The organism is Aeromonas sp. R4-3 (assembly GCF_040908275.1).
GTDB lineage: Bacteria > Pseudomonadota > Gammaproteobacteria > Enterobacterales > Aeromonadaceae > Aeromonas > Aeromonas rivipollensis.
Map to the genome: position 1 here is coordinate 30909 of NZ_JBFODK010000038.1, position 17327 is coordinate 48235.

Genomic DNA, 17327 nt, shown 5'->3' on the forward strand with positions numbered 1-17327 from the left:
GCTGCCACAACATCGGCTATTTCTGACGCTTTTTGGCGTACTTGCGACGGGCCCGCGCCTGGCGCTCCTCTTCCCGTTCGGCCTTCTCCTTGGCCTTCTCCTCAGCCTCTTCTGCCGCCAGTATGATCTCGGCGCTCACCATCTCAGGGGTCTCCAGGGAGATGCGCCCCAGCATACCTGAGCGGAACTCGTTGACCAGGATCTCGGAGGCCTTGTGCAGATCCGCCAGGCCGCCCTTGCGCACGAAGGCGCGCTGACGGGCGATCATCTCCAGCAGCTCGATCTCGGTCTCGGGCAGATCGGTTATCTGGTAGCGAGCCTTGATGCGCTCGGGGTAGGCCTTGATGAAGTAGTCGGCGGCGAACATGGCGATGTCGGCGTAGTCAAATACGGTGTCCTTGATGGCCGCGGTGATGGCCAGCCGGTAGCCGCAGGAGGGCGGGTTGAGCTTGGGCCAGAGGAACCCCGGGGTATCGGTCAGGATGACGTTGTTGTCCAGCTTGATCCGCTGCTGGGACTTGGTCACCCCCGCCTCGTTGCCGGTCCGGGCTATGATGCGCCCCGCCAGGGTGTTGATCAGGGTGGACTTGCCCACGTTGGGGATGCCCATGATCATGGCCCGCACCCCGCGCAGGTCGAAGTTGCGCTCCGGCAGCATCTCGTGGCACAGGGTCAGCAGCGCCTTGATCTTCTCCGGCTCCTGCTGGGTCAGGGGCAACGCCTTGATCCCCTTCTCTTGTTCCATGTGCGCCACCCACAGCTCGGTGATCGCCGGATCGGCGAGATCCGCCTTGTTCAGCACCTTGATGACAGGGGTATCCCCACGCAGCTCGGGCACCAGGGGGTTCTCGCTGGAGAAGGGGATGCGGGCATCGAGCATCTCGATGATGACATCGACCTGGGGCATGACCTCGGCAATTTCTTTGCGGGCCTTGTGCATGTGGCCGGGGAACCAGTTGATGGACATATCCGTTACTCTCTCATTGGGGATGCTGGCTCCCGCTGGGGGCGGCGGGCGCCTGGTGATGCGCCAAACCGCTGGCACTCATCGCAAGGGGGCGCATTTTACCTGCTGCGGCCCCGATTTGACAGGCCATTGTGGCCACAGGCGTGCACGGCCGCGGCGCCGGTGCCACCACAACGGCCTGGGGCAGAAGGGCAGACAGCTATCAATAAGTGGTTGATACAACATAACATTTATACGGTGCCTTCACCGTATTGTCATCCAGACTCACTAAAAGTGTCATCTGCCCCCTCTAGGCTGCGCTCAGGTTTTACAAGGAGCGAACCCCAATGAGAAACATGGCAGGACTTGCAGTGATGATAGGCGCCACCCTGGTCGCCGGCTGCAACTCCAACAATGACAGCAGCACCCCGGAACCCAGCGCCAAAAACGTCATCTTCTTCCTCGGCGACGGCATGGGCCTCAACACCCTGACCGCCGCCCGCATCTACGGCGTGGGGGAAGAGGGCAGCCTCACCATAGACACACTGCCGGAAACGGCCTTCATCAAGACCTTCTCCCACGACGCCCAGGTCACAGACTCGGCCCCCTCCATGGCGGCCTACATGACAGGGGTCAAGAGCAACAACGGCGTCATCAGCATGGACAGCGACGCCACCTATGAGAGCGACTGCAGCCAGAGCGCCGGCAAGCCGGTCACCACCTTGCTGGAGCTGGCCAAGGCCGACGGCCGCGGCACCGGCGTGGTCACCAGCACCCGGGTCACCCATGCCACCCCGGCCGCCACCTATGCCCACATCTGCAACCGGGATCTGGAAGCCGACATCGCCGCCCAACTGGTGCCGGGTGGTGCCGGTTACAACGGCGCCCTGAAAGAGGGGCTGGACGTGGTGCTCGGTGGCGGCAGCAGCTTCTTCCTGCCCACCGCCGACAAGGGCAAGCGGGAGGATGGCCGCAACCTCATCAGCGAGATGCAGGCCAAGGGCTACCAGTTTGCCAGCACCCTGGACGAGCTGAACCAGGCCGAGGCGGGCAAGCCGCTGCTGGGGCTGTTTGGCGCCAGTCACATGAAATATGACCTGGACAGGCCCGCCAGCGAGCCCTCCCTTGCCCAGATGACCCTGGCCGCCATCAAGCAGCTCAAGGACAAGGAGAAGGGTTATTTCCTGATGGTGGAAGGGGGCCGCATCGATCACGCCCTGCACGACACCAACGCCAAGCGCGCCCTGCAGGACACCCTCGCCTTCGACGACGCCATCAAGGCCACCATCGACGAGGTGAAGAAGACCGATCCCGAGCTGAAAAACACCCTGATAGTGGTCACCGCCGACCATGACCATACGCTGGTGCTGAACGGCTACGCCAAGCGTACCGGCAAGACCACGGCTGACAACCCCGGGGTGCTCGGGCTGGTGAAGAACTACGAGACCGGCGAGCCGAGCAAGGACAGCGACGGCATGCCCTACACCATCATCGGCTTTGGCAACGGCTACAACCGGGTGGATGGCCCGCGCAGCAGCGTGGCACCGCTCGACGACGCCACCGTCTCGGCCGACGACTATCACCAGGAGGTGGTGGTCAAGGTGGGCGAGCTAGGCAACGAGACCCACGGCGGCACCGACGTCTTCCTCGGCGCCATAGGCCAGGGGGCAGACAGCTTCCACGGCTCCCTCGATAACACCGCCGTCTTCGGCAAGGTCAAGGCTGCGGCCAAGCTGTGAGGATCATTCCTGTGAGAAAAACCATGAACAAAACCCTGGTGTGCACCGCCCTGTTCACCGTCCTCGGCGGCCTGTCCCAGGCCCAGGCCAGCGATGCCAAGAACGTCATCCTCTTTATCGGCGACGGCATGGGCCCCAGCGTGCTCACCGCCACCCGCCTCTACAAGGTGGGGGAAGAGGGGGATCTCGAGATGATGAAGCTGCCACGCAGCGCCCGCATCAAGACCTTCTCCCACGACGCCCAGACCACGGACTCGGCCCCCTCAATGGCGGCCTACACCACTGGGGTAAAGATGAACAACGAGGTGATCGCCATGAGCAGCGACACCCAGGCCGTGGCACCGTCCAAGGATGCCAACGGCAACAAGGGCATCAACAACTGCACCGGCGACAACGGCACCCCGGTGCCGACCATACTCGAGCTGGCCAAGGCAGCGGGTAAATCGGTCGGTGCCGTCACCACCACGGAGCTGACCCATGCCACCCCGGCGGCCACCTACTCCCACATCTGCCACCGTGACGCGGCCTACGCCATCGCCGAGCAGGCGGTACCGGGGGGCGCAGGCTTCAACGCCGCGCTCGGAGACGGGGTCGACGTGCTGATGGGGGGCGGAGCCAATCACTGGACCCCCTACAGTGCCAGCAACAAGGGTGGCCGGGCCGATGGCCGGGATCTCACCGCCGAGCTCAGTGCCCAGGGCTATCAGTACGTCACCACCCAGAGCGATCTCGCCAAGATTGAGAGCGGCAAGGTGCTGGGTCTGTTCAGTGCCAAGTCCCACCTCGACTACGAGCTGGACCGCGTCGCCAAGGGGGCGGCCAATACCCAACCGTCCCTCTCCGAGATGACCGCCAAGGCGATCGATCTCTTGAGCCAGAACAGCCAGGGTTACTTCCTGATGGTGGAAGGGGGCCGCATCGATCACGCCCTGCACGCCACCAACGCCAAACGGTCTCTGACCGATGCGGTGGCGCTGGACGAGGCGGTCAAGACGGCGCTCGGCAAGGTGGACTTGACCGATACCCTGATAGTGGTCACCGCCGATCACGACCACACCATGACCATCAACGGCTACTCCGCCAAGGGCAACCCTGTGCTGGATCTGGTCAAGAATGGCGACGGCTCCACCCAGAACGACGTGGATGGCAAGCCCTTCACCACCCTGGTGTTCGGCAACGGCCCTAACCGCGCGGACCTGCGCCCCACCCTCACCAGCAACCAGGTGATGGGGGATGACTACCTGCAGGAGACCGGGGTCAAGCTGGGATCGGAGACCCACGGCGGCGGCGATGTGATGCTGTTTGCAGGCGGGGCCGGCAGCGGCCGCTTCAAGGGCACCCTGGACAACACCCTGGTGTTCGGCAAGCTCAGGGAGGCGCTCGGCCTGTAAGAAAGTGGGCCCGGTGTCACGCCGGGCCCACTTCTTTCGAGCGATCATCCATGATGCGATTGTTACTTCCGTTATGGCTCCTTGGCAGCACCCTCTGCTTCCCCCTGCTGGCCGACGAGGCCCCCGATCTGGCCGCCCGCATCCGCTATCAGGACAGGATCACCAGCAGCGACGGCATAGCCCGGGAGAACCACTGGCAGGAGAAATGGATACGGGTCGGCAACCAGGTGTGGAGCCAGCGGCTCATCCCTCTGCCGCTGGCCCGCGCCTATCACGCCAGCCACGATGCCACTCCGGGCCACAAGCACTTCACCCACCAGATGGCGGCCCGCTGGGTCAGCCGCAGTGATGAAGGAGAGCTGCAACTGCGCTACGCCGACGCCTGGCACAACCAACTGGTGGAGGTGCCGCCGGAGGAGTATGGCCAGGTGGCCTTTACCGCGGACTGGGCGCGCCTTCGCCACCTGGTAGACCCGGCCCTGCTGCAGGGCATGACCCCCCTGGACGAGGCGGCCCCCGAGCAGGCCCGCTGGTACGAAAAGCGCGAGGGCAGGCAGCGCACCCGCATCCTCTGGTCTAGCCAATGGCAGTTGCCCCTGGTGGTGGAGTCCGCGAGCCTGGACGGCTATCGCAGCTACCGGATGGAGGTGACCCTCAAGCCCTTGCCAAGGCAGTTGCCCTGGCAGCAGCTCGATAGCTACCAGACCCTGGATCTGCGGGACTTCTTCGACTGACGGCCCGATCCCCCCAATGGGTTGACTGACTTGGGGTTACGGGATGTTACACTCTGTGTACTCATCCCTGACCCGGTCTTCTATGCGTCTTCCCCTATTGCTTCTATTCTGCTGCGTCCTCCTCTTCCCAGGCCCCGGCGCCCACGCCGTGGTGGTCCTGGCCGCAGACGTTCCCCCTTATGTCATTCGCTCCCAGCAGGGGGCCCCGAGCGGCATGGCAATCGAGGTGCTGGAAGAGGCGGCCCGCCGCCTTCGGGAGCCGCTGGAGATAGAGCTGATGCCGCTCGCCCGCGCCCTCAGCCAGACCCGCCATCGGGCGGACGTCCTGCTGCTGCCACCGGCCAGGAGTCCCCAGCGCGAGCCCCTGTTCCTCTGGATTGCCCCCCTGCTGGAGGAGGCCTTCGTGCTGGTCAGCCACCGCCAGTACCACCCGGCCCCCCTCTCGGTCAAGGCGCTGTCCGGCCTGACCCTGGGGGCGATGCGCGGCTCTCATGGTCAGAGCCTGATCCAGCCCCTGAAGGGAGTGACCCGGGAGCTGGTCACCGAGGAGGTCAACAATGCCAGCAAGCTGGCGCTGGGCCGCATCCAGGGCTGGGCCGTGGCCTGGAACACGGCCCTCTACAACCAGCAGCGGGCCGGCTTGCCCCTGGCGGATCTGGTGCGCGGCGACACCTTGCAAGAGAGCGCCCTCTACCTGGCCGCCAGCCCGCAGTTTCCTGCGGCCGAGGCGCTGCGCTGGCGCAAGGCGATTGAGGAGATGCGCGAGGATGGCAGCCTGGCGCGCATCCTGCGGCAGTACGATTACCAGGCGCCCTGACCCCCGGCCGGGCATTTGCCAAAGCCATTCAGAATGGTTATGGTATCCCCATGAAAGCGCTCATGATTTTTTCCAGTCTGCTCACACCCCGTTGAGCCCCCGCCCTCGCCCCTGACAGCGAGTCGCTCGGGGGCATCGCGCTTGCGATCTATTCTCACAATCCGAACCCTTTTTCGACCAGCTTGTCCGTCATCCTGGTCCTTTCAGCCATTGATAAGGAATACCCCATGCAACAGCCACATCTCGTCATCTCCAACCTGGATCTGGATCGCATCGAGCAACTGCTCGGCAACCACCCGCAACACCTGGCCCTGCAGGAGGAGCTGAACCGCGCCGAGATCCGCGACCCCGCCGACATGCCGCCGGACGTGGTGACCATGAACAGCACTGTGCGCTTCAAGATGCAAAACAGCGGCAATGACTTCTGCCTGACCCTGGTCTACCCGAAGGACGTGCAGGGGGACGAGTCGAAGATCTCCGTGCTGGCGCCTGTGGGCAGCGCCCTGCTGGGCTTGAAGGTGGGTGACAGCATCGCCTGGCCGGGCCCGGCCGGGCGCACCATACAGGTGGAGATACTGGAAGTGGTCTATCAACCGGAGCGGGCGGGTGAGCTGCACCGCTGACAGGGCCAGGCACGCCCTGCCGCCCCGGCGAGCAGAGCGTGCCTCTCCTTATATTACCGCCCTGAATCACGCACTCAGGTGAAGCACCCATAGCCGCGTCTCCTTCGCTGGGGCTCTCCTCCCCCTTGAGCCAGGGGGCGAGCGGGAGTATCTTGTTGGCCGCGCCAGCGCCCTGGCCGCAGATTTCAGGCTGACACCATGATAAAAATTGCCCTCATCGACGATCACCAGATAGTCCGCTCCGGCTTTGCCCAGTTGCTCAATCTCGAACCCGATCTGCGGGTCGTTGCCGAATTTGGCAGCGCCGCCGACGCCCTCGCCGGCTTGCCGGGCAGCGGTGTCCAGCTGTGCGTGTGCGACATCTCAATGCCGGATCAATCCGGGCTGGACCTGCTCAGGCAACTGCCCGCCGGCCTCGCCGTGGTGATGCTGTCGGTGCACGACAGCCCGGCCCTCATCGAGCAGGCCCTGCAGGCCGGTGCCAAGGGGTTTCTCTCCAAGCGCTGCAGCCCGGAGGAGCTGATCGCCGCGGTACGCACCGCCGCCCAGGGTGGTTGCTACCTCACCCCTGACATAGCCCACAAGCTCGCCAGCAGCCACAGAGATCCCCTCACCAACAGGGAGCGGGAGGTGGCGCAGCTGCTGGCCGGCGGCATGGAGGTGAAGGCCATCGCCGAGCGCCTCGGCCTCTCCCCCAAGACGGTGCACGTGCACCGCGCCAACCTGATGGACAAGCTCAACGTCAGCAACAACGTGGAGCTGGCTCACCGCATGCTGGACAGCTGGTGATCTCCCGCCTTGCCAGCTATGTCGCCATCTCGCTGGCGGCCTGCTTCATCTTCGCCGCCGGCTGGTTCTGCCTCTGGAGCATCGGCCTGCATCTGGTGGAGAGCCCGGTGCTGGCGGTGTTGCTGTTCCCCTTCGGGCTGCGGCTGGGCCTGTTGCTGCAGAGCCCCCTCCGCTACTGGCCGCCCCTGCTGCTCTGTGAAGCCCTGCTGCTCCACTGGCTCGATCGGGAGGTGGGAATGCCCCTGTGGCCCCTCATCCTGGCTGGCAGCCTGCTCACCCTGCTGCCGCTGCTCATCGCCCGCCGCCAACGGGTGCGCGACGACTGGCAGCAACTGCTGGTGTTGCTCGCCACCGTCACTGTGGCGGCGGCCCTGCAATCCCTGCTCTGGCATCTGGCCGGAGAAGATGGCCTCACCGCCCTGCTGCTCACCCTGACCGGCGGCCTGACCCTCACCTCCACCTGCATGCTGATCTGGCACTATCTGACCCGCGCCACCTGGGTGCCGCTCGGCCCTGCGCTGGTGGATCAGCCGGTGGACTGGCGCTTTCGCCATCTGGTCTGGTATCTACTGCTGTTCGTGCTGAGCCTGGGGTTGCAGCTCGGCCTGCCGGACTCTTTGGTGCGCTTCACCCCGTTTTGCCTCGCCATTCCCATCATGGCTATGGCCTGGCGCTACGGCTGGCAGGGGGCCCTGCTCGCCACCCTGATGAATACGGTGGCCCTGATGGCGGGCCAGGCCTGGCACGAACATCCCCTGGATCTGCTGCTCTCCCTGCTGGCCCAGAGCCTGACCGGCCTGCTGCTCGGTGCCGGCATCCAGCGCCAGCGCGAGCTCAACCAGGCGCTGACCCGCCAGCTCGCCCACAACCGCCAGCTCACCGAGCGGCTGCTGGAGACCGAGGAGAGCATCCGCAAGGAGGTGGCCCGGGAGCTGCACGACGACATAGGCCAGACCATCACCGCCATCCGCACCCAGGCGGGCATAGTGCGCCGCCTTGCGCCGGACAACCCCCATGTCGGCCAGAGCAGCGCCCTTATCGAGACCCTGTCGCTGGGTATTTACGATGCGGTGCGCGGCCTGCTCGGTCGCCTGCGCCCGCGCCAGCTCGACGACATGAGCCTGGAGCAGGCGGTGCGCGGCCTGCTGCGGGAGCTGGAGCTGGAGCGGCGCGGAATCGTCACCCGGCTGGAGTGGGGGCTCGCGGATGAGGCGCTCTCGGATGCCCAGCGAGTCACCCTGTTTAGGGTCTGTCAGGAGGGGCTCAACAACGTGGTCAAACACGCCAATGCCAGCGCTGTCACCATACTGGCCCGCCAGCAGGCCGATCGGGTGCTGCTGCAACTGGACGACGACGGCTGCGGCCTGCCCGAGCAGACGCCCCAGGGCTATGGCCTGCTCGGCATTCGCGAGCGGGTGCAGGCGCTGGGGGGGACACTGCGCCTCTCCTGTGCCCAGGGGACCCAGCTGACTGTCAACCTCCCCAGCCGCAAACGGGAGGAGTCCCATGACTGATCCAGGATCCAGAAGGCAGGGCGCCCCATGCTGAGCTTTATGAAGAGCCGCCCGGCGGCCCCTCTGGTGCGGGATCAGGCCGAGATCGATGCCAGCTATCGCCATTGGCGCCTCCACATACTGCTGACCATGTACCTGGGCTATGCGGTCTTCTACTTCACCCGCAAGAGCTTCAACTTCGCCATGCCAGACATGCTGGCGAGCGGCATCCTGGACAAGGCCAACATCGGCATGATGTGGACCCTGTTCTACCTCACCTATGGCTGCTCCAAGTTCGTCTCCGGCATCATAAGCGATCGGGCCAACCCCCGTTACTTCATGGGGCTGGGGCTGATGGCGACCGGGGTCATCAACATACTGTTCGGCCTCTCGTCGGCCCTCTGGATGTTTGTGGCACTCTGGATTGCCAACGCCTTCTTCCAGGGCTGGGGCTGGCCCCCCTGCTCCAAGCTGCTCACCAGCTGGTACTCGAGGACCGAGCGCGGCTTCTGGTGGTCGGCCTGGAACACGGCACACAACGTGGGCGGGGCCCTGATCCCGCTTATCGTCAGCACCATAGCCCTGCAGCACGGCTGGCGCTACGGCATGATAGTGCCCGGCCTCATCGCCATACTGGCCGGGCTGCTGCTGTGCTGGCGACTGCGGGACACCCCGAGCACCCTGGGGCTGCCCACGGTCGGACAGTGGCGCCAGGACGCCCTGGAGATGGCCCAGCAGACCCAGGATGTCGGCCTGGATCCGCGCCAGATCCTGCGTAAATACGTGCTCGGCAATCCCTACATCTGGCTGCTGGCCTGCTGCTACGTGCTGGTCTACGTGGTGCGCACCGCCATCAACGACTGGGGCAACCTCTACATGACGGAGCAGCGCGGCTTCAACCTGATGAGCGCCAACTCGGCCATCTCCATGTTCGAGGTGGGGGGCTTTATCGGCGCCCTGGTGGCGGGCTGGGGCTCGGACAAGCTGTTCAACGGCAACCGGGGGCCGATGAACCTCATCTTCGCCATGGGGATACTGCTCTCTGTGGGGTCACTCTGGCTGATGCCCTTCTTCAGCTACGTGATGCAGGCGGCGTGCTTCTTCACCATCGGCTTCTTCGTGTTCGGCCCCCAGATGCTGATCGGCATGGCGGCGGCGGAGTGCTCCCACAAGGATTGCGCCGGGGCCGCCACCGGCTTCGTCGGGCTGTTTGCCTACATGGGGGCGGCGCTGTCGGGGTATCCGCTGGCCAAGGTGATGGAGATCTGGCACTGGAACGGCTTCTTCGTGGTCATCTCGGTGGCGGCCGGGGTCTCGGCCCTGTTGCTGCTGCCCTTCCTCAAGGCCCAGGCGCCCCGTCCCCTCGCAGTCGAAACAGGCTAAGAGGCCGACTCCCGACCCTGCTGCTGCACCTCTTCAGGCTGAAGGCCCAGGCGCCCCGTCCCCTCGCAACCGAACCGGGCTGAGCATCACAGCTCAGGCCAGCAGGCAGACCCGGTTCTTGCCGCTGCGCTTGGCCTGATAGAGGGCGCGATCCGCCTGCCCGAACAGGGTATCGAGATGCCAGCCCCTGGCATAGGGCACCAGCCCCAGGCTGGCGGTGACCTGGATGCCGTCCAGGGGCAGCGTCGCTATGCCCTGACGGATCTGCTCGCAACGGGCTTGCTGGGCCAGGGCATCCCCCTCGGGCAGCAGCAGCACGAACTCCTCGCCGCCGAAGCGGCTGGCCACCAGATCCCCCTGACCGGCCAGATAGGCGCCTACCGCTGCCAGCACCCTGTCCCCCGCCTCGTGACCGTGGCGATCGTTGATCTGCTTGAAGTCATCGAGATCCAGCACCACCAGCGCCCCCTGTTTGGGCGCAGTCACACAGCGCTCCATAAAGCCACGCCGGTTGAGCAGGCCCGTCAAAGGATCCTGGCTCGCCTGCCGGCGCAGGGCCAGGGCCCGGTACTGGGTACAGAGCAGCAGCACCCCGAAGGTGGAGAGGTAGTTGCCCATCAGCATGGAGAGGAAGGGCAACACATTGACCACGTGCGGATCCATCAGCACCCGCACCTCGCCACTGAGCAGGGCCCCCATGCGCACCAGGTTGAAGCCGTAGAGCAGGATATTGACCACGGTAAACACCAGCACGGCCGGCAGGTAGGCCGGATAGCCATGCCGCCAGATGAGCACCACCACGGCCCCCAGCACCATGTAGCTCAGGCAGGCCAGCAGCACCCGGGGGGCCATCTCGTCGTTGAACAGCACGCTCCAGCAGAGGATCAGCAGGTAGACCAGCATGAAGAGCGCAAAGGCCCGCCAGTTCGGCGGCTCGCCGAAGAAGCGCTGCAGCGCCAGCGGCATCAGCGCTATGCAGAGGGTGATGAGCAGGTTGGCCAGCCAGATCCCCGCGATGTGGGGGGCGAACGCCTGCATAAAGAACAGCGACTGGGCCGCCAGGGCACAGAGGCTGGACCACCACCAGAGCCCGAGGCCGGGGATCTCCCTGTGGGTCGACCAGATGATGGAGAGGGTGATGAATCCCAGGCTGTAGCCCCCGAGGGCCATGAGCATCAGCGTGAATACATCCAGATTGAGCAGAATTGAGGTGTCCATTCCCGAGCCTTCCATTGGGGATGGCTGAGTATATGGGAAGCCCATGACAAGACACAGAGGGAGCCTTCTGGCGCAATGAAATATTTTCCGGCTCCCCAGCTGACCCGATGCCTGGCGCTCAAGGTTCGTTCGGACCCAGATTTCTCACCGACCACACAGCAAAATGCCTGCCAACTATTTTTGCACTTGAACCAACGCCATTAGATAGATATGTTGTTTTCATGTGGTTTTATGAGCCGTGCCGCGAGGAAAAAGCGCCACTAACCTATTGAGTCGTCTGACACAATCGGATTTTGGTACATTTTTCACTCAACGAATGGGGGGTAGAATCTCATATGGGGCTTTTGCCTCAATCAAGACAATAATCCTGTCTTGCCTGCTGCCGGATGCAGCAGTCTCTTGTGCCATGGAGTCGCACGGAGCAGGTTCAAGGCCGAACACACTTTCGACAGAGACGTCACTTATGATCAAAAAACTCATTCTCTCTACCCTGCTGCTGTGCGGGCTCGCCAATGCGGCCCCCAGCTCCACCCTGGACGCCGTGCTGGAGCGCGGTGTGCTGCGGGTCGGCTTCGACGCCGGCTATCAACCCTTCGAGATGACCAACAAGCAGGGCCAGTACATCGGCTTCGATGTGGATCTGGCCAAGATGGTCGCCAAGGAGATGGGCGTGAAGGTGGAGTTCGTCAACACCGCCTGGGACGGCATCATCCCGGCCCTGCTGACCGACAAGTTCGACGTCATCATGGGCGGCATGACGGTCACCCCCCAGCGCAACCTGCGCGTCAACTTCGCCGACCCCTACATAGTCGTGGGCCAGACCATAGTCCTTCGCAAGGACAAGGCGGGGGAGATCAAGTCCTTCAGCGATCTGAACGATCCCAAGTACAAGATCGCGGTCAAGCTCGGCACCACTGGCGAGCAGGCGGTCAAGCGCCTGATCCCCAAGGCCACCCTGCTGCAGTTTGAAACCCAGGACGACGCCAAGCTGGAAGTGATCAACGGCAAAGTGGATGCCTTCGTCTACGACCTGCCCTACAACGCCATCTTCGCCTCCCAGAACACCGGCGCCGTGGTGCACCTGGACAAACCCTTCACCTTCGAGCCGCTGGCCTGGGCCATCCGCAAGGGGGATCAGGACACCCTCAACTGGTTCAACAACTACCTGCGCCAGATCAAGGGCGACGGCAGCTACGACCGTCTCTACAAGAAGTGGTTTGAATCCAACGCCTGGCTCAACCAGCTCAAATAACCTCTCAAGGGGCGGTTCGCCGCCCCTTCACGCAGACCCCACACAATAACGACAAGAGAGGTTGTGACAGTGATCAACCCCAAAATCACAAGACAGATGGAAAAACAGCCCAACCTGCTGCTCTGGCACGGGGTTTTCCTGCTGATGCTGCTGGCCGCCATCTTTGGCATCTACAAGGCCGTGCAGGCGGTGGATTACACCTGGCGCTGGGAACGCATTCCCCAGTACATCGCCTATAAGGCCGAACAAAAACAGTACGCAGAATTTGACGGCACAGTGGTGGCCGGCACCACTGCCGCAGAGAAGGGACAGCTCTTCCTGCAAGACGATCTCGACCCCAACCGTCGCCAGGCCATCGCCAGCACAGGCGCCCAGGTTGCCGAAGGGGATACCGTCTTCCAGGGCGACACCCTGGACACCCAACTGAGCTGGACCGCCGGCCCCATCGCCTGGGGCGTCTGGGTCACGGTCAAGCTTTCCCTGGTCGCGGGCGTCTTCGCCATCCTGCTGGGCACCCTGGCCGGGCTGGCGCGTCTCTCCCCCAATCCCGCCCTGCGCAACCTGGCGGTCACCTACGTGGAGCTCATTCGCGGCACGCCGCTGCTGGTGCAGATCTTCATCGTCTATTTCTTTATTGGCACTGTGCTCAACCTCGACAGATTCACCGCCGGGGTAGCGGCGCTGGCCGTCTTCACCGGCGCCTATGTGGCCGAAATCGTGCGCGCCGGCATCAGCTCCATCCACAAGGGGCAGATGGAGGCGGGCCGCAGCCTGGGCCTCACCTCGGCCCAGACCATGCGCTACGTCATCCTGCCCCAGGCGTTCAAGCGGGTGCTGCCGCCGCTCGCGGGCCAGTTCATCAACCTCATCAAGGACTCCTCCCTGGTCTCGGTCATCTCCATCACGGATCTCACCAAGGCCGGCCGCGAGGTGGTCAGCTCCACCTTCAGCCCGTTCGAGGTGTGGTTCACCGTGGCCCTGCTCTACCTGGTGCTCACCGGCACCCTCTCCTTCCTGGTGCGTCGTCTGGAGGTGAAATATGCCAAGAGCAACTGACCCCGTCATCAAGGCACAACAGGTGTCGAAAAATGGTGCCATCACCGGCACACCCAGCCCCTTCCTGGTACGTCGTCTGGAGGTGAAATATGCGCGCAGCAACTGATCCCATTATCAAGGCTAGCGGCGTGGAAAAATTCTACGGCACCGAGGTGCACGCCCTCAAGAACGTCAGTACCCAGGTAGCCGAAGGGGAAGTGGTGGTAATAGTGGGGCCGAGCGGCTCTGGCAAATCCACCTTCCTGCGCACCCTCAACCAGCTCGAGACCATCAACGACGGCCATATCGAGGTCGATGGCATCAGTCTGACCGAGCCGGGTGACGTCAACAAGCTGCGGGAAGAGGTGGGCATGGTGTTCCAGTCCTTCAACCTCTTCCCCCACCTGAACGTGCTGGACAACATCAGCCTCGCCCCCCAGAAGGTGCGGGGGTTGTCTCGCAAGGATGCCGAGGAGCGGGCCAAGGCCCTGCTGCTGAAAGTGGGGCTGTCGAACAAGGCCCAGAGCTACCCGTCCCAGCTCTCCGGCGGCCAGCAGCAGCGGGTGGCCATAGCCCGGGCGCTCGCCATGCAGCCTCGCATCATGCTGTTTGACGAGCCCACCAGCGCGCTCGACCCCGAGATGGTGGGTGAGGTGCTGGACGTCATGAAGGGCCTGGCCCGGGAAGGCATGACCATGGTGGTGGTGACCCACGAGATGGGCTTTGCCCGGGAAGTGGCGGACAGGGTGCTCTTCATGGAGAGCGGCGAGCTGCTGGTGGATGAAAAACCCACCGACTTCTTCGACAACCCTCCCTCACCGCGCCTGCGCCAGTTCCTGAGTCAGGTGCTGTGACCGCAAGCTTCGACAACCCAGAGCGCCTGCGCCAGTGACTGCGTCAGGTGTTGCAAGGGAAAGAGATACAACAGAGGGAGCCCTGGGCTCCCTCTGTTGTTGAGGCTGATGGGTACGCCTCAGAAGCGATAACCTGTCATCAGCCCGGCGTAGTGTTGTTCGGGCAGCACTAGGGGGGCCAGGATCCAGCGATCGGTGGCAAAGGCGCCAAGCGCCGCTCCCAGCGCATTGACGCCCGCGTCCAGGGCAGAGAAGTCGCCGTTTCTCGACGCCAGCTCCCCCACCACCCCGATCCCGGTGGAGATCCCGAACCCTATCCAGCCTCTGTGCTCCCGATAGCCGTAGTGATCGGCCACTGCCGTGAAGCCCGCCCCCATGGCCGCGCCCCCGGCGAAATGACTCAGCTCGCTGTTGAAGCTGTCATTGGCCTGCGCACTCGCGCTCAGCAGGCCGAACATGACACACAGATGAACCGCTCTCATTATCCCCTCCACTGGCGACACCCTGCCGCCCCTGGCAACCTCGTTATCCCAGTGTATGCGAGGCCCCGCCGGACGAGGGGTGCCGCCCAAGGCTGACTCATCCAGGGCTTATCGCCAGCGGCCAGGCTTTGTCAGCAAAAACAAGCCATTGGATCTCGGTCCCGGTAGCGGCAGGCACACCTGGGTCATCAAATGTTAATGAATTTTTAAATCCATTCGGTATGCTGGAACCCAACTGGTCCAACCGGATGCCTCACATGGATGTGCAACTGCTGCTGCTCTACCTCTCCCCCCTCTTTCTGGCCTTCGTCGGCTGGGAGATGCTCTATCTGCGCAAACACGGGGCAGCCTTTCCCACCGCCAGCTACCAGTGGCGGGACCTGTTCGCCAACGCCACCCTGGCCCTGATGCACCAGGGGGGCGATGCCCTGGCGGCCATCGCCATCGCCTACCTCTATGAGGGTCTTTGGGGCTGGCGACTGTTCGACATAGAGCTGAACCTCTGGAGTCTCTTGCTGCTCTTCTTGTTGCAGGATCTCTGCTACTGGCTGTTCCACTTTGCCAGCCACCATGTGCGCTGGCTCTGGGCCTCCCACGTGGTGCACCACAGCTCGGAGCGGCTCAACCTCTCCACCGCCTTTCGCCAGAGCCTGATGTACCCTGTCTCCGGCATGTGGCTGTTCTGGATCCCCATGATCCTCATCGGCTTCCCCCCCGAGGCCGTGGTCGCCACAGTGCTGCTGAGCCTGGGCTTTCAGTTCTTCGTCCACACCCAGGTGGTGGGCAAGCTGGGCTGGCTGGAGCGGGTCTTCAACACCCCCTCCCACCACAGGGTGCACCACGCCAGCAACCCCAAATACATAGACCGCAACTTCGCCGGGGTGCTGATCATCTGGGATCGGCTGTTTGGCACCTTTGTGGAGGAAGACTTGGGCGAGCCCTGTCGCTTCGGCATCACCAAGCCCATCCACAGCTTCAATCCCCTCACCCTCACCTTCCACGAGTGGCGCGATATGCTGCATGACGCCCGTGGCCTGCCGTGGCGACAAAAACTCGCCGTGCTGTTTGGCAAACCGGCGGGCCCGGGGGGCGCCTGATCAGGCGCACCGACAGCCCAAAAAAGAGAGCGCCACCAGGGCGCTCTCTTGCATTGGGTCACCACCTCACTCAGACATGGGCAAAGGACCAGACGGCGGGCACCAGGCTCACCAGGGTGATCCCGGCCAGCAGCCGCTCGCGCAGGCTGAGCCGCTGATCCGCCCCGAGCTGGCGGCGGCTGTAGAGAAACAGCAGCAGACCCGGCCCGTAGAGCAAAAGCGACAGCAGCAGATACTCCACCCCGGCGGCATAGAGCAGCCAGAGACCGTAACCACTCGACACCAGGGCCACCGCCCGCACCAGGCCATTGCCCTGCCCGCTTAAGGAGAGCTTGAGCAGGAAGAGGCCGATCAGCAGGTAGGGCACCAGTATCATGGAGGTGGAGATGAGCAGCAGGTTGGTGTACCCCTTGCCGAGCAGCCACACCAGCAGCAGGCAGCCCTGCACCGTCAGGCTGGTGAGCCAGAGCGAGGCTATGGGGGTGCCGTTGCGGTTCTGGCGCCGGAAGATGGCCGGGAAGGCGCCGTGGCGCGCCGCGCTGAAGGGCACCTCGGCCGAGAACAGGGTCCAGCTCACGTAGGAGGCGAGCACAGAGACGATGAGGCCGACGCTTATCAGCAGCTTGCCCCAGGAGCCCGTCATCTGGGCCATCAGCCCCGCCATGGAGGGGTTGGGCAGGGCCGCGAGCTCGGGGCGACTCAATATCCCCAGCGCCAGCACAGAGATGAGCACATAGAGCAGCAGTGCCAGCACCACCCCGAGCACTGTGGCCGTGCCCACATCCCGCTTGTTTCTCGCCCGGGCCGAGAGCACGGCCGCCCCCTCTATGCCGGTGAAGACCCAGAGGGTGATGAGCATGGTGTTGCGCACCTGCTCGGAAACCGGCACCGCCAGCGTGCTTCCCCCCTGATCCGCCGCGAAGGTGACAGGATCGAACCAGTAGCAGGCGAACAGGATGAACAGCAGCAGTGGCAGGCTCTTGGCCAGGGTCGCCACCAGGTTGAACAGGGCCGCCTGCTGCACACCGCGGGCCACCAGCAGGTGCACCGCCCAGAGGATGCAGGACTCGCCGATAAAGGCCGCCAGCGTATTACCGTCACCAAACCAGATCTGTTCGGGGGTATCGACAAAGCTGCCCAGCGCCGCGAAGGCGATCACCAGATAGCCCACCACGCCTATGGTGGCACAGAGCCAGTAGCCCCAGGCAGAGAAGAAGCCCACCAGGTCCCCAAAACCGGCGCGGGCATAGCTGTAGATGCCGCCGTCTAGCTCGGGTCTTAACCGCGACAGATAGAGGAAGCTCGCGGCGAGCGCCAGTATGCCCACCCCGGTGACGCCCCAGCCAATCAGCACGGCGCGGGCCCCCGCCACCTCGGCCATGTTCTGGGGCAGGCTGAAGATCCCCGCCCCCACCATGGAGCTGAACACCAGGGCGGTGAGGGACCAGAGGCCTATCTTGCTCTCTTTCATGGG

At 64.0% G+C, this 17327-nt stretch carries 17 protein-coding genes; 13 read left to right on the top strand and 4 right to left on the bottom strand.

The annotated features are described in order from the left end of the window. Nucleotides 1-16 precede the first annotated feature (16 nt). Nucleotides 17-967, bottom strand: coding sequence for a ribosome biogenesis GTPase YlqF (gene ylqF / locus AB5Y91_RS13205; RefSeq protein WP_106886395.1), 951 nt, complete (start codon nucleotides 965-967; stop codon nucleotides 17-19). Nucleotides 968-1293: 326 nt separating this feature from the next. Here ylqF and AB5Y91_RS13210 point away from each other — a divergent pair, with 326 nt between their 5' ends. From AB5Y91_RS13210 to AB5Y91_RS13245, 8 genes are all read left to right on the top strand, one after another. Then, nucleotides 1294-2685, top strand: coding sequence for an alkaline phosphatase (locus AB5Y91_RS13210; protein ID WP_368169988.1), 1392 nt, complete (start codon nucleotides 1294-1296; stop codon nucleotides 2683-2685). A gap of 23 nt (nucleotides 2686-2708) precedes the next feature. After that, complete coding sequence (locus AB5Y91_RS13215; RefSeq protein WP_368169989.1) at nucleotides 2709-4076, top strand: alkaline phosphatase; 1368 nt, start codon at nucleotides 2709-2711, stop codon at nucleotides 4074-4076. Nucleotides 4077-4126: 50 nt separating this feature from the next. After that, on the top strand, nucleotides 4127-4810 hold the full coding sequence (locus tag AB5Y91_RS13220) for a hypothetical protein (protein WP_368169990.1): 684 nt from the start codon (nucleotides 4127-4129) through the stop codon (nucleotides 4808-4810). A gap of 43 nt (nucleotides 4811-4853) precedes the next feature. Then, nucleotides 4854-5627, top strand: a complete 774-nt coding sequence (locus AB5Y91_RS13225) for a substrate-binding periplasmic protein (protein ID WP_368169991.1) — start codon at nucleotides 4854-4856, stop codon at nucleotides 5625-5627. A gap of 227 nt (nucleotides 5628-5854) precedes the next feature. Then, on the top strand, nucleotides 5855-6250 hold the full coding sequence (gene rnk, locus AB5Y91_RS13230) for a nucleoside diphosphate kinase regulator (protein WP_025327497.1): 396 nt from the start codon (nucleotides 5855-5857) through the stop codon (nucleotides 6248-6250). Nucleotides 6251-6448: 198 nt separating this feature from the next. Further along, the gene (gene uhpA, locus AB5Y91_RS13235) at nucleotides 6449-7039 is read left to right on the top strand and encodes a transcriptional regulator UhpA (RefSeq protein WP_025327498.1); all 591 of its coding nucleotides are present in this window, start codon (nucleotides 6449-6451) and stop codon (nucleotides 7037-7039) included. Continuing rightward, nucleotides 7036-8553, top strand: a complete 1518-nt coding sequence (gene uhpB / locus AB5Y91_RS13240) for a signal transduction histidine-protein kinase/phosphatase UhpB (RefSeq protein WP_168235382.1) — start codon at nucleotides 7036-7038, stop codon at nucleotides 8551-8553. Before uhpA ends, uhpB begins: the two co-directional genes overlap by 4 nt. Before the next feature lie 27 nt (nucleotides 8554-8580). Next, a complete protein-coding gene (locus tag AB5Y91_RS13245) occupies nucleotides 8581-9915 on the top strand; it encodes an MFS transporter (RefSeq protein WP_368169992.1) in 1335 nt (444 codons plus the stop codon). 93 nt (nucleotides 9916-10008) lie between these two features. On the opposite strand, the gene AB5Y91_RS13250 is transcribed toward AB5Y91_RS13245, so the two are convergent. Next, on the bottom strand, nucleotides 10009-11133 hold the full coding sequence (locus tag AB5Y91_RS13250) for a GGDEF domain-containing protein (protein WP_368169993.1): 1125 nt from the start codon (nucleotides 11131-11133) through the stop codon (nucleotides 10009-10011). Nucleotides 11134-11596: 463 nt separating this feature from the next. On the opposite strand from AB5Y91_RS13250, the gene AB5Y91_RS13255 reads away from it, so the two are divergent. The 4 genes from AB5Y91_RS13255 to AB5Y91_RS13270 all read left to right on the top strand — a co-directional run bounded on the left by AB5Y91_RS13255 (nucleotide 11597) and on the right by AB5Y91_RS13270 (nucleotide 14274). Next, on the top strand, nucleotides 11597-12385 hold the full coding sequence (locus AB5Y91_RS13255) for a transporter substrate-binding domain-containing protein (RefSeq protein WP_162520050.1): 789 nt from the start codon (nucleotides 11597-11599) through the stop codon (nucleotides 12383-12385). Between the two features lie 96 nt (nucleotides 12386-12481). After that, nucleotides 12482-13441: an amino acid ABC transporter permease gene (locus tag AB5Y91_RS13260; RefSeq protein WP_368169994.1), complete on the top strand. Its 960-nt coding sequence runs from the start codon at nucleotides 12482-12484 to the stop codon at nucleotides 13439-13441. Continuing rightward, nucleotides 13425-13547 carry a hypothetical protein gene (locus AB5Y91_RS13265; protein ID WP_368169995.1) on the top strand — a complete coding sequence of 41 codons (123 nt, stop codon included), beginning with the start codon at nucleotides 13425-13427 and terminating at the stop codon, nucleotides 13545-13547. The genes AB5Y91_RS13260 and AB5Y91_RS13265 overlap by 17 nt, the downstream gene beginning before the upstream one ends. After that, a complete protein-coding gene (locus AB5Y91_RS13270) occupies nucleotides 13531-14274 on the top strand; it encodes an amino acid ABC transporter ATP-binding protein (protein WP_163149812.1) in 744 nt (247 codons plus the stop codon). Before AB5Y91_RS13265 ends, AB5Y91_RS13270 begins: the two co-directional genes overlap by 17 nt. Before the next feature lie 119 nt (nucleotides 14275-14393). Here the strand turns inward: AB5Y91_RS13270 and AB5Y91_RS13275 are convergent, their stop codons facing one another. Beyond that, on the bottom strand, nucleotides 14394-14756 hold the full coding sequence (locus AB5Y91_RS13275; RefSeq protein ID WP_111910100.1) for a hypothetical protein: 363 nt from the start codon (nucleotides 14754-14756) through the stop codon (nucleotides 14394-14396). Nucleotides 14757-15013: 257 nt separating this feature from the next. Between AB5Y91_RS13275 and AB5Y91_RS13280 the strand changes: the two genes are divergently transcribed. Continuing rightward, nucleotides 15014-15853: a sterol desaturase family protein gene (locus tag AB5Y91_RS13280; protein WP_368169996.1), complete on the top strand. Its 840-nt coding sequence runs from the start codon at nucleotides 15014-15016 to the stop codon at nucleotides 15851-15853. A gap of 70 nt (nucleotides 15854-15923) precedes the next feature. Here AB5Y91_RS13280 and AB5Y91_RS13285 read toward each other — a convergent pair whose 3' ends face one another. Further along, nucleotides 15924-17324 (bottom strand): basic amino acid/polyamine antiporter, encoded by a 1401-nt coding sequence (locus AB5Y91_RS13285; RefSeq protein ID WP_368169997.1) that lies wholly within the window; start codon nucleotides 17322-17324, stop codon nucleotides 15924-15926. Between the last annotated feature and the right edge of the window lie 3 nt (nucleotides 17325-17327).

Coding starts and splice junctions, on each gene's coding strand:
- ylqF (WP_106886395.1), bottom strand. CDS start 967: ATGTCCATCAACTGGTTCCCCGGCCACATGCACAAGGCCCGCAAAGAA.
- AB5Y91_RS13210 (WP_368169988.1), top strand. CDS start 1,294: ATGAGAAACATGGCAGGACTTGCAGTGATGATAGGCGCCACCCTGGTC.
- AB5Y91_RS13215 (WP_368169989.1), top strand. CDS start 2,709: ATGAACAAAACCCTGGTGTGCACCGCCCTGTTCACCGTCCTCGGCGGC.
- AB5Y91_RS13220 (WP_368169990.1), top strand. CDS start 4,127: ATGATGCGATTGTTACTTCCGTTATGGCTCCTTGGCAGCACCCTCTGC.
- AB5Y91_RS13225 (WP_368169991.1), top strand. CDS start 4,854: ATGTTACACTCTGTGTACTCATCCCTGACCCGGTCTTCTATGCGTCTT.
- rnk (WP_025327497.1), top strand. CDS start 5,855: ATGCAACAGCCACATCTCGTCATCTCCAACCTGGATCTGGATCGCATC.
- uhpA (WP_025327498.1), top strand. CDS start 6,449: ATGATAAAAATTGCCCTCATCGACGATCACCAGATAGTCCGCTCCGGC.
- AB5Y91_RS13245 (WP_368169992.1), top strand. CDS start 8,581: ATGCTGAGCTTTATGAAGAGCCGCCCGGCGGCCCCTCTGGTGCGGGAT.
- AB5Y91_RS13250 (WP_368169993.1), bottom strand. CDS start 11,133: ATGGACACCTCAATTCTGCTCAATCTGGATGTATTCACGCTGATGCTC.
- AB5Y91_RS13255 (WP_162520050.1), top strand. CDS start 11,597: ATGATCAAAAAACTCATTCTCTCTACCCTGCTGCTGTGCGGGCTCGCC.
- AB5Y91_RS13260 (WP_368169994.1), top strand. CDS start 12,482: ATGGAAAAACAGCCCAACCTGCTGCTCTGGCACGGGGTTTTCCTGCTG.
- AB5Y91_RS13265 (WP_368169995.1), top strand. CDS start 13,425: ATGCCAAGAGCAACTGACCCCGTCATCAAGGCACAACAGGTGTCGAAA.
- AB5Y91_RS13270 (WP_163149812.1), top strand. CDS start 13,531: ATGCGCGCAGCAACTGATCCCATTATCAAGGCTAGCGGCGTGGAAAAA.
- AB5Y91_RS13275 (WP_111910100.1), bottom strand. CDS start 14,756: ATGAGAGCGGTTCATCTGTGTGTCATGTTCGGCCTGCTGAGCGCGAGT.
- AB5Y91_RS13280 (WP_368169996.1), top strand. CDS start 15,014: ATGGATGTGCAACTGCTGCTGCTCTACCTCTCCCCCCTCTTTCTGGCC.
- AB5Y91_RS13285 (WP_368169997.1), bottom strand. CDS start 17,324: ATGAAAGAGAGCAAGATAGGCCTCTGGTCCCTCACCGCCCTGGTGTTC.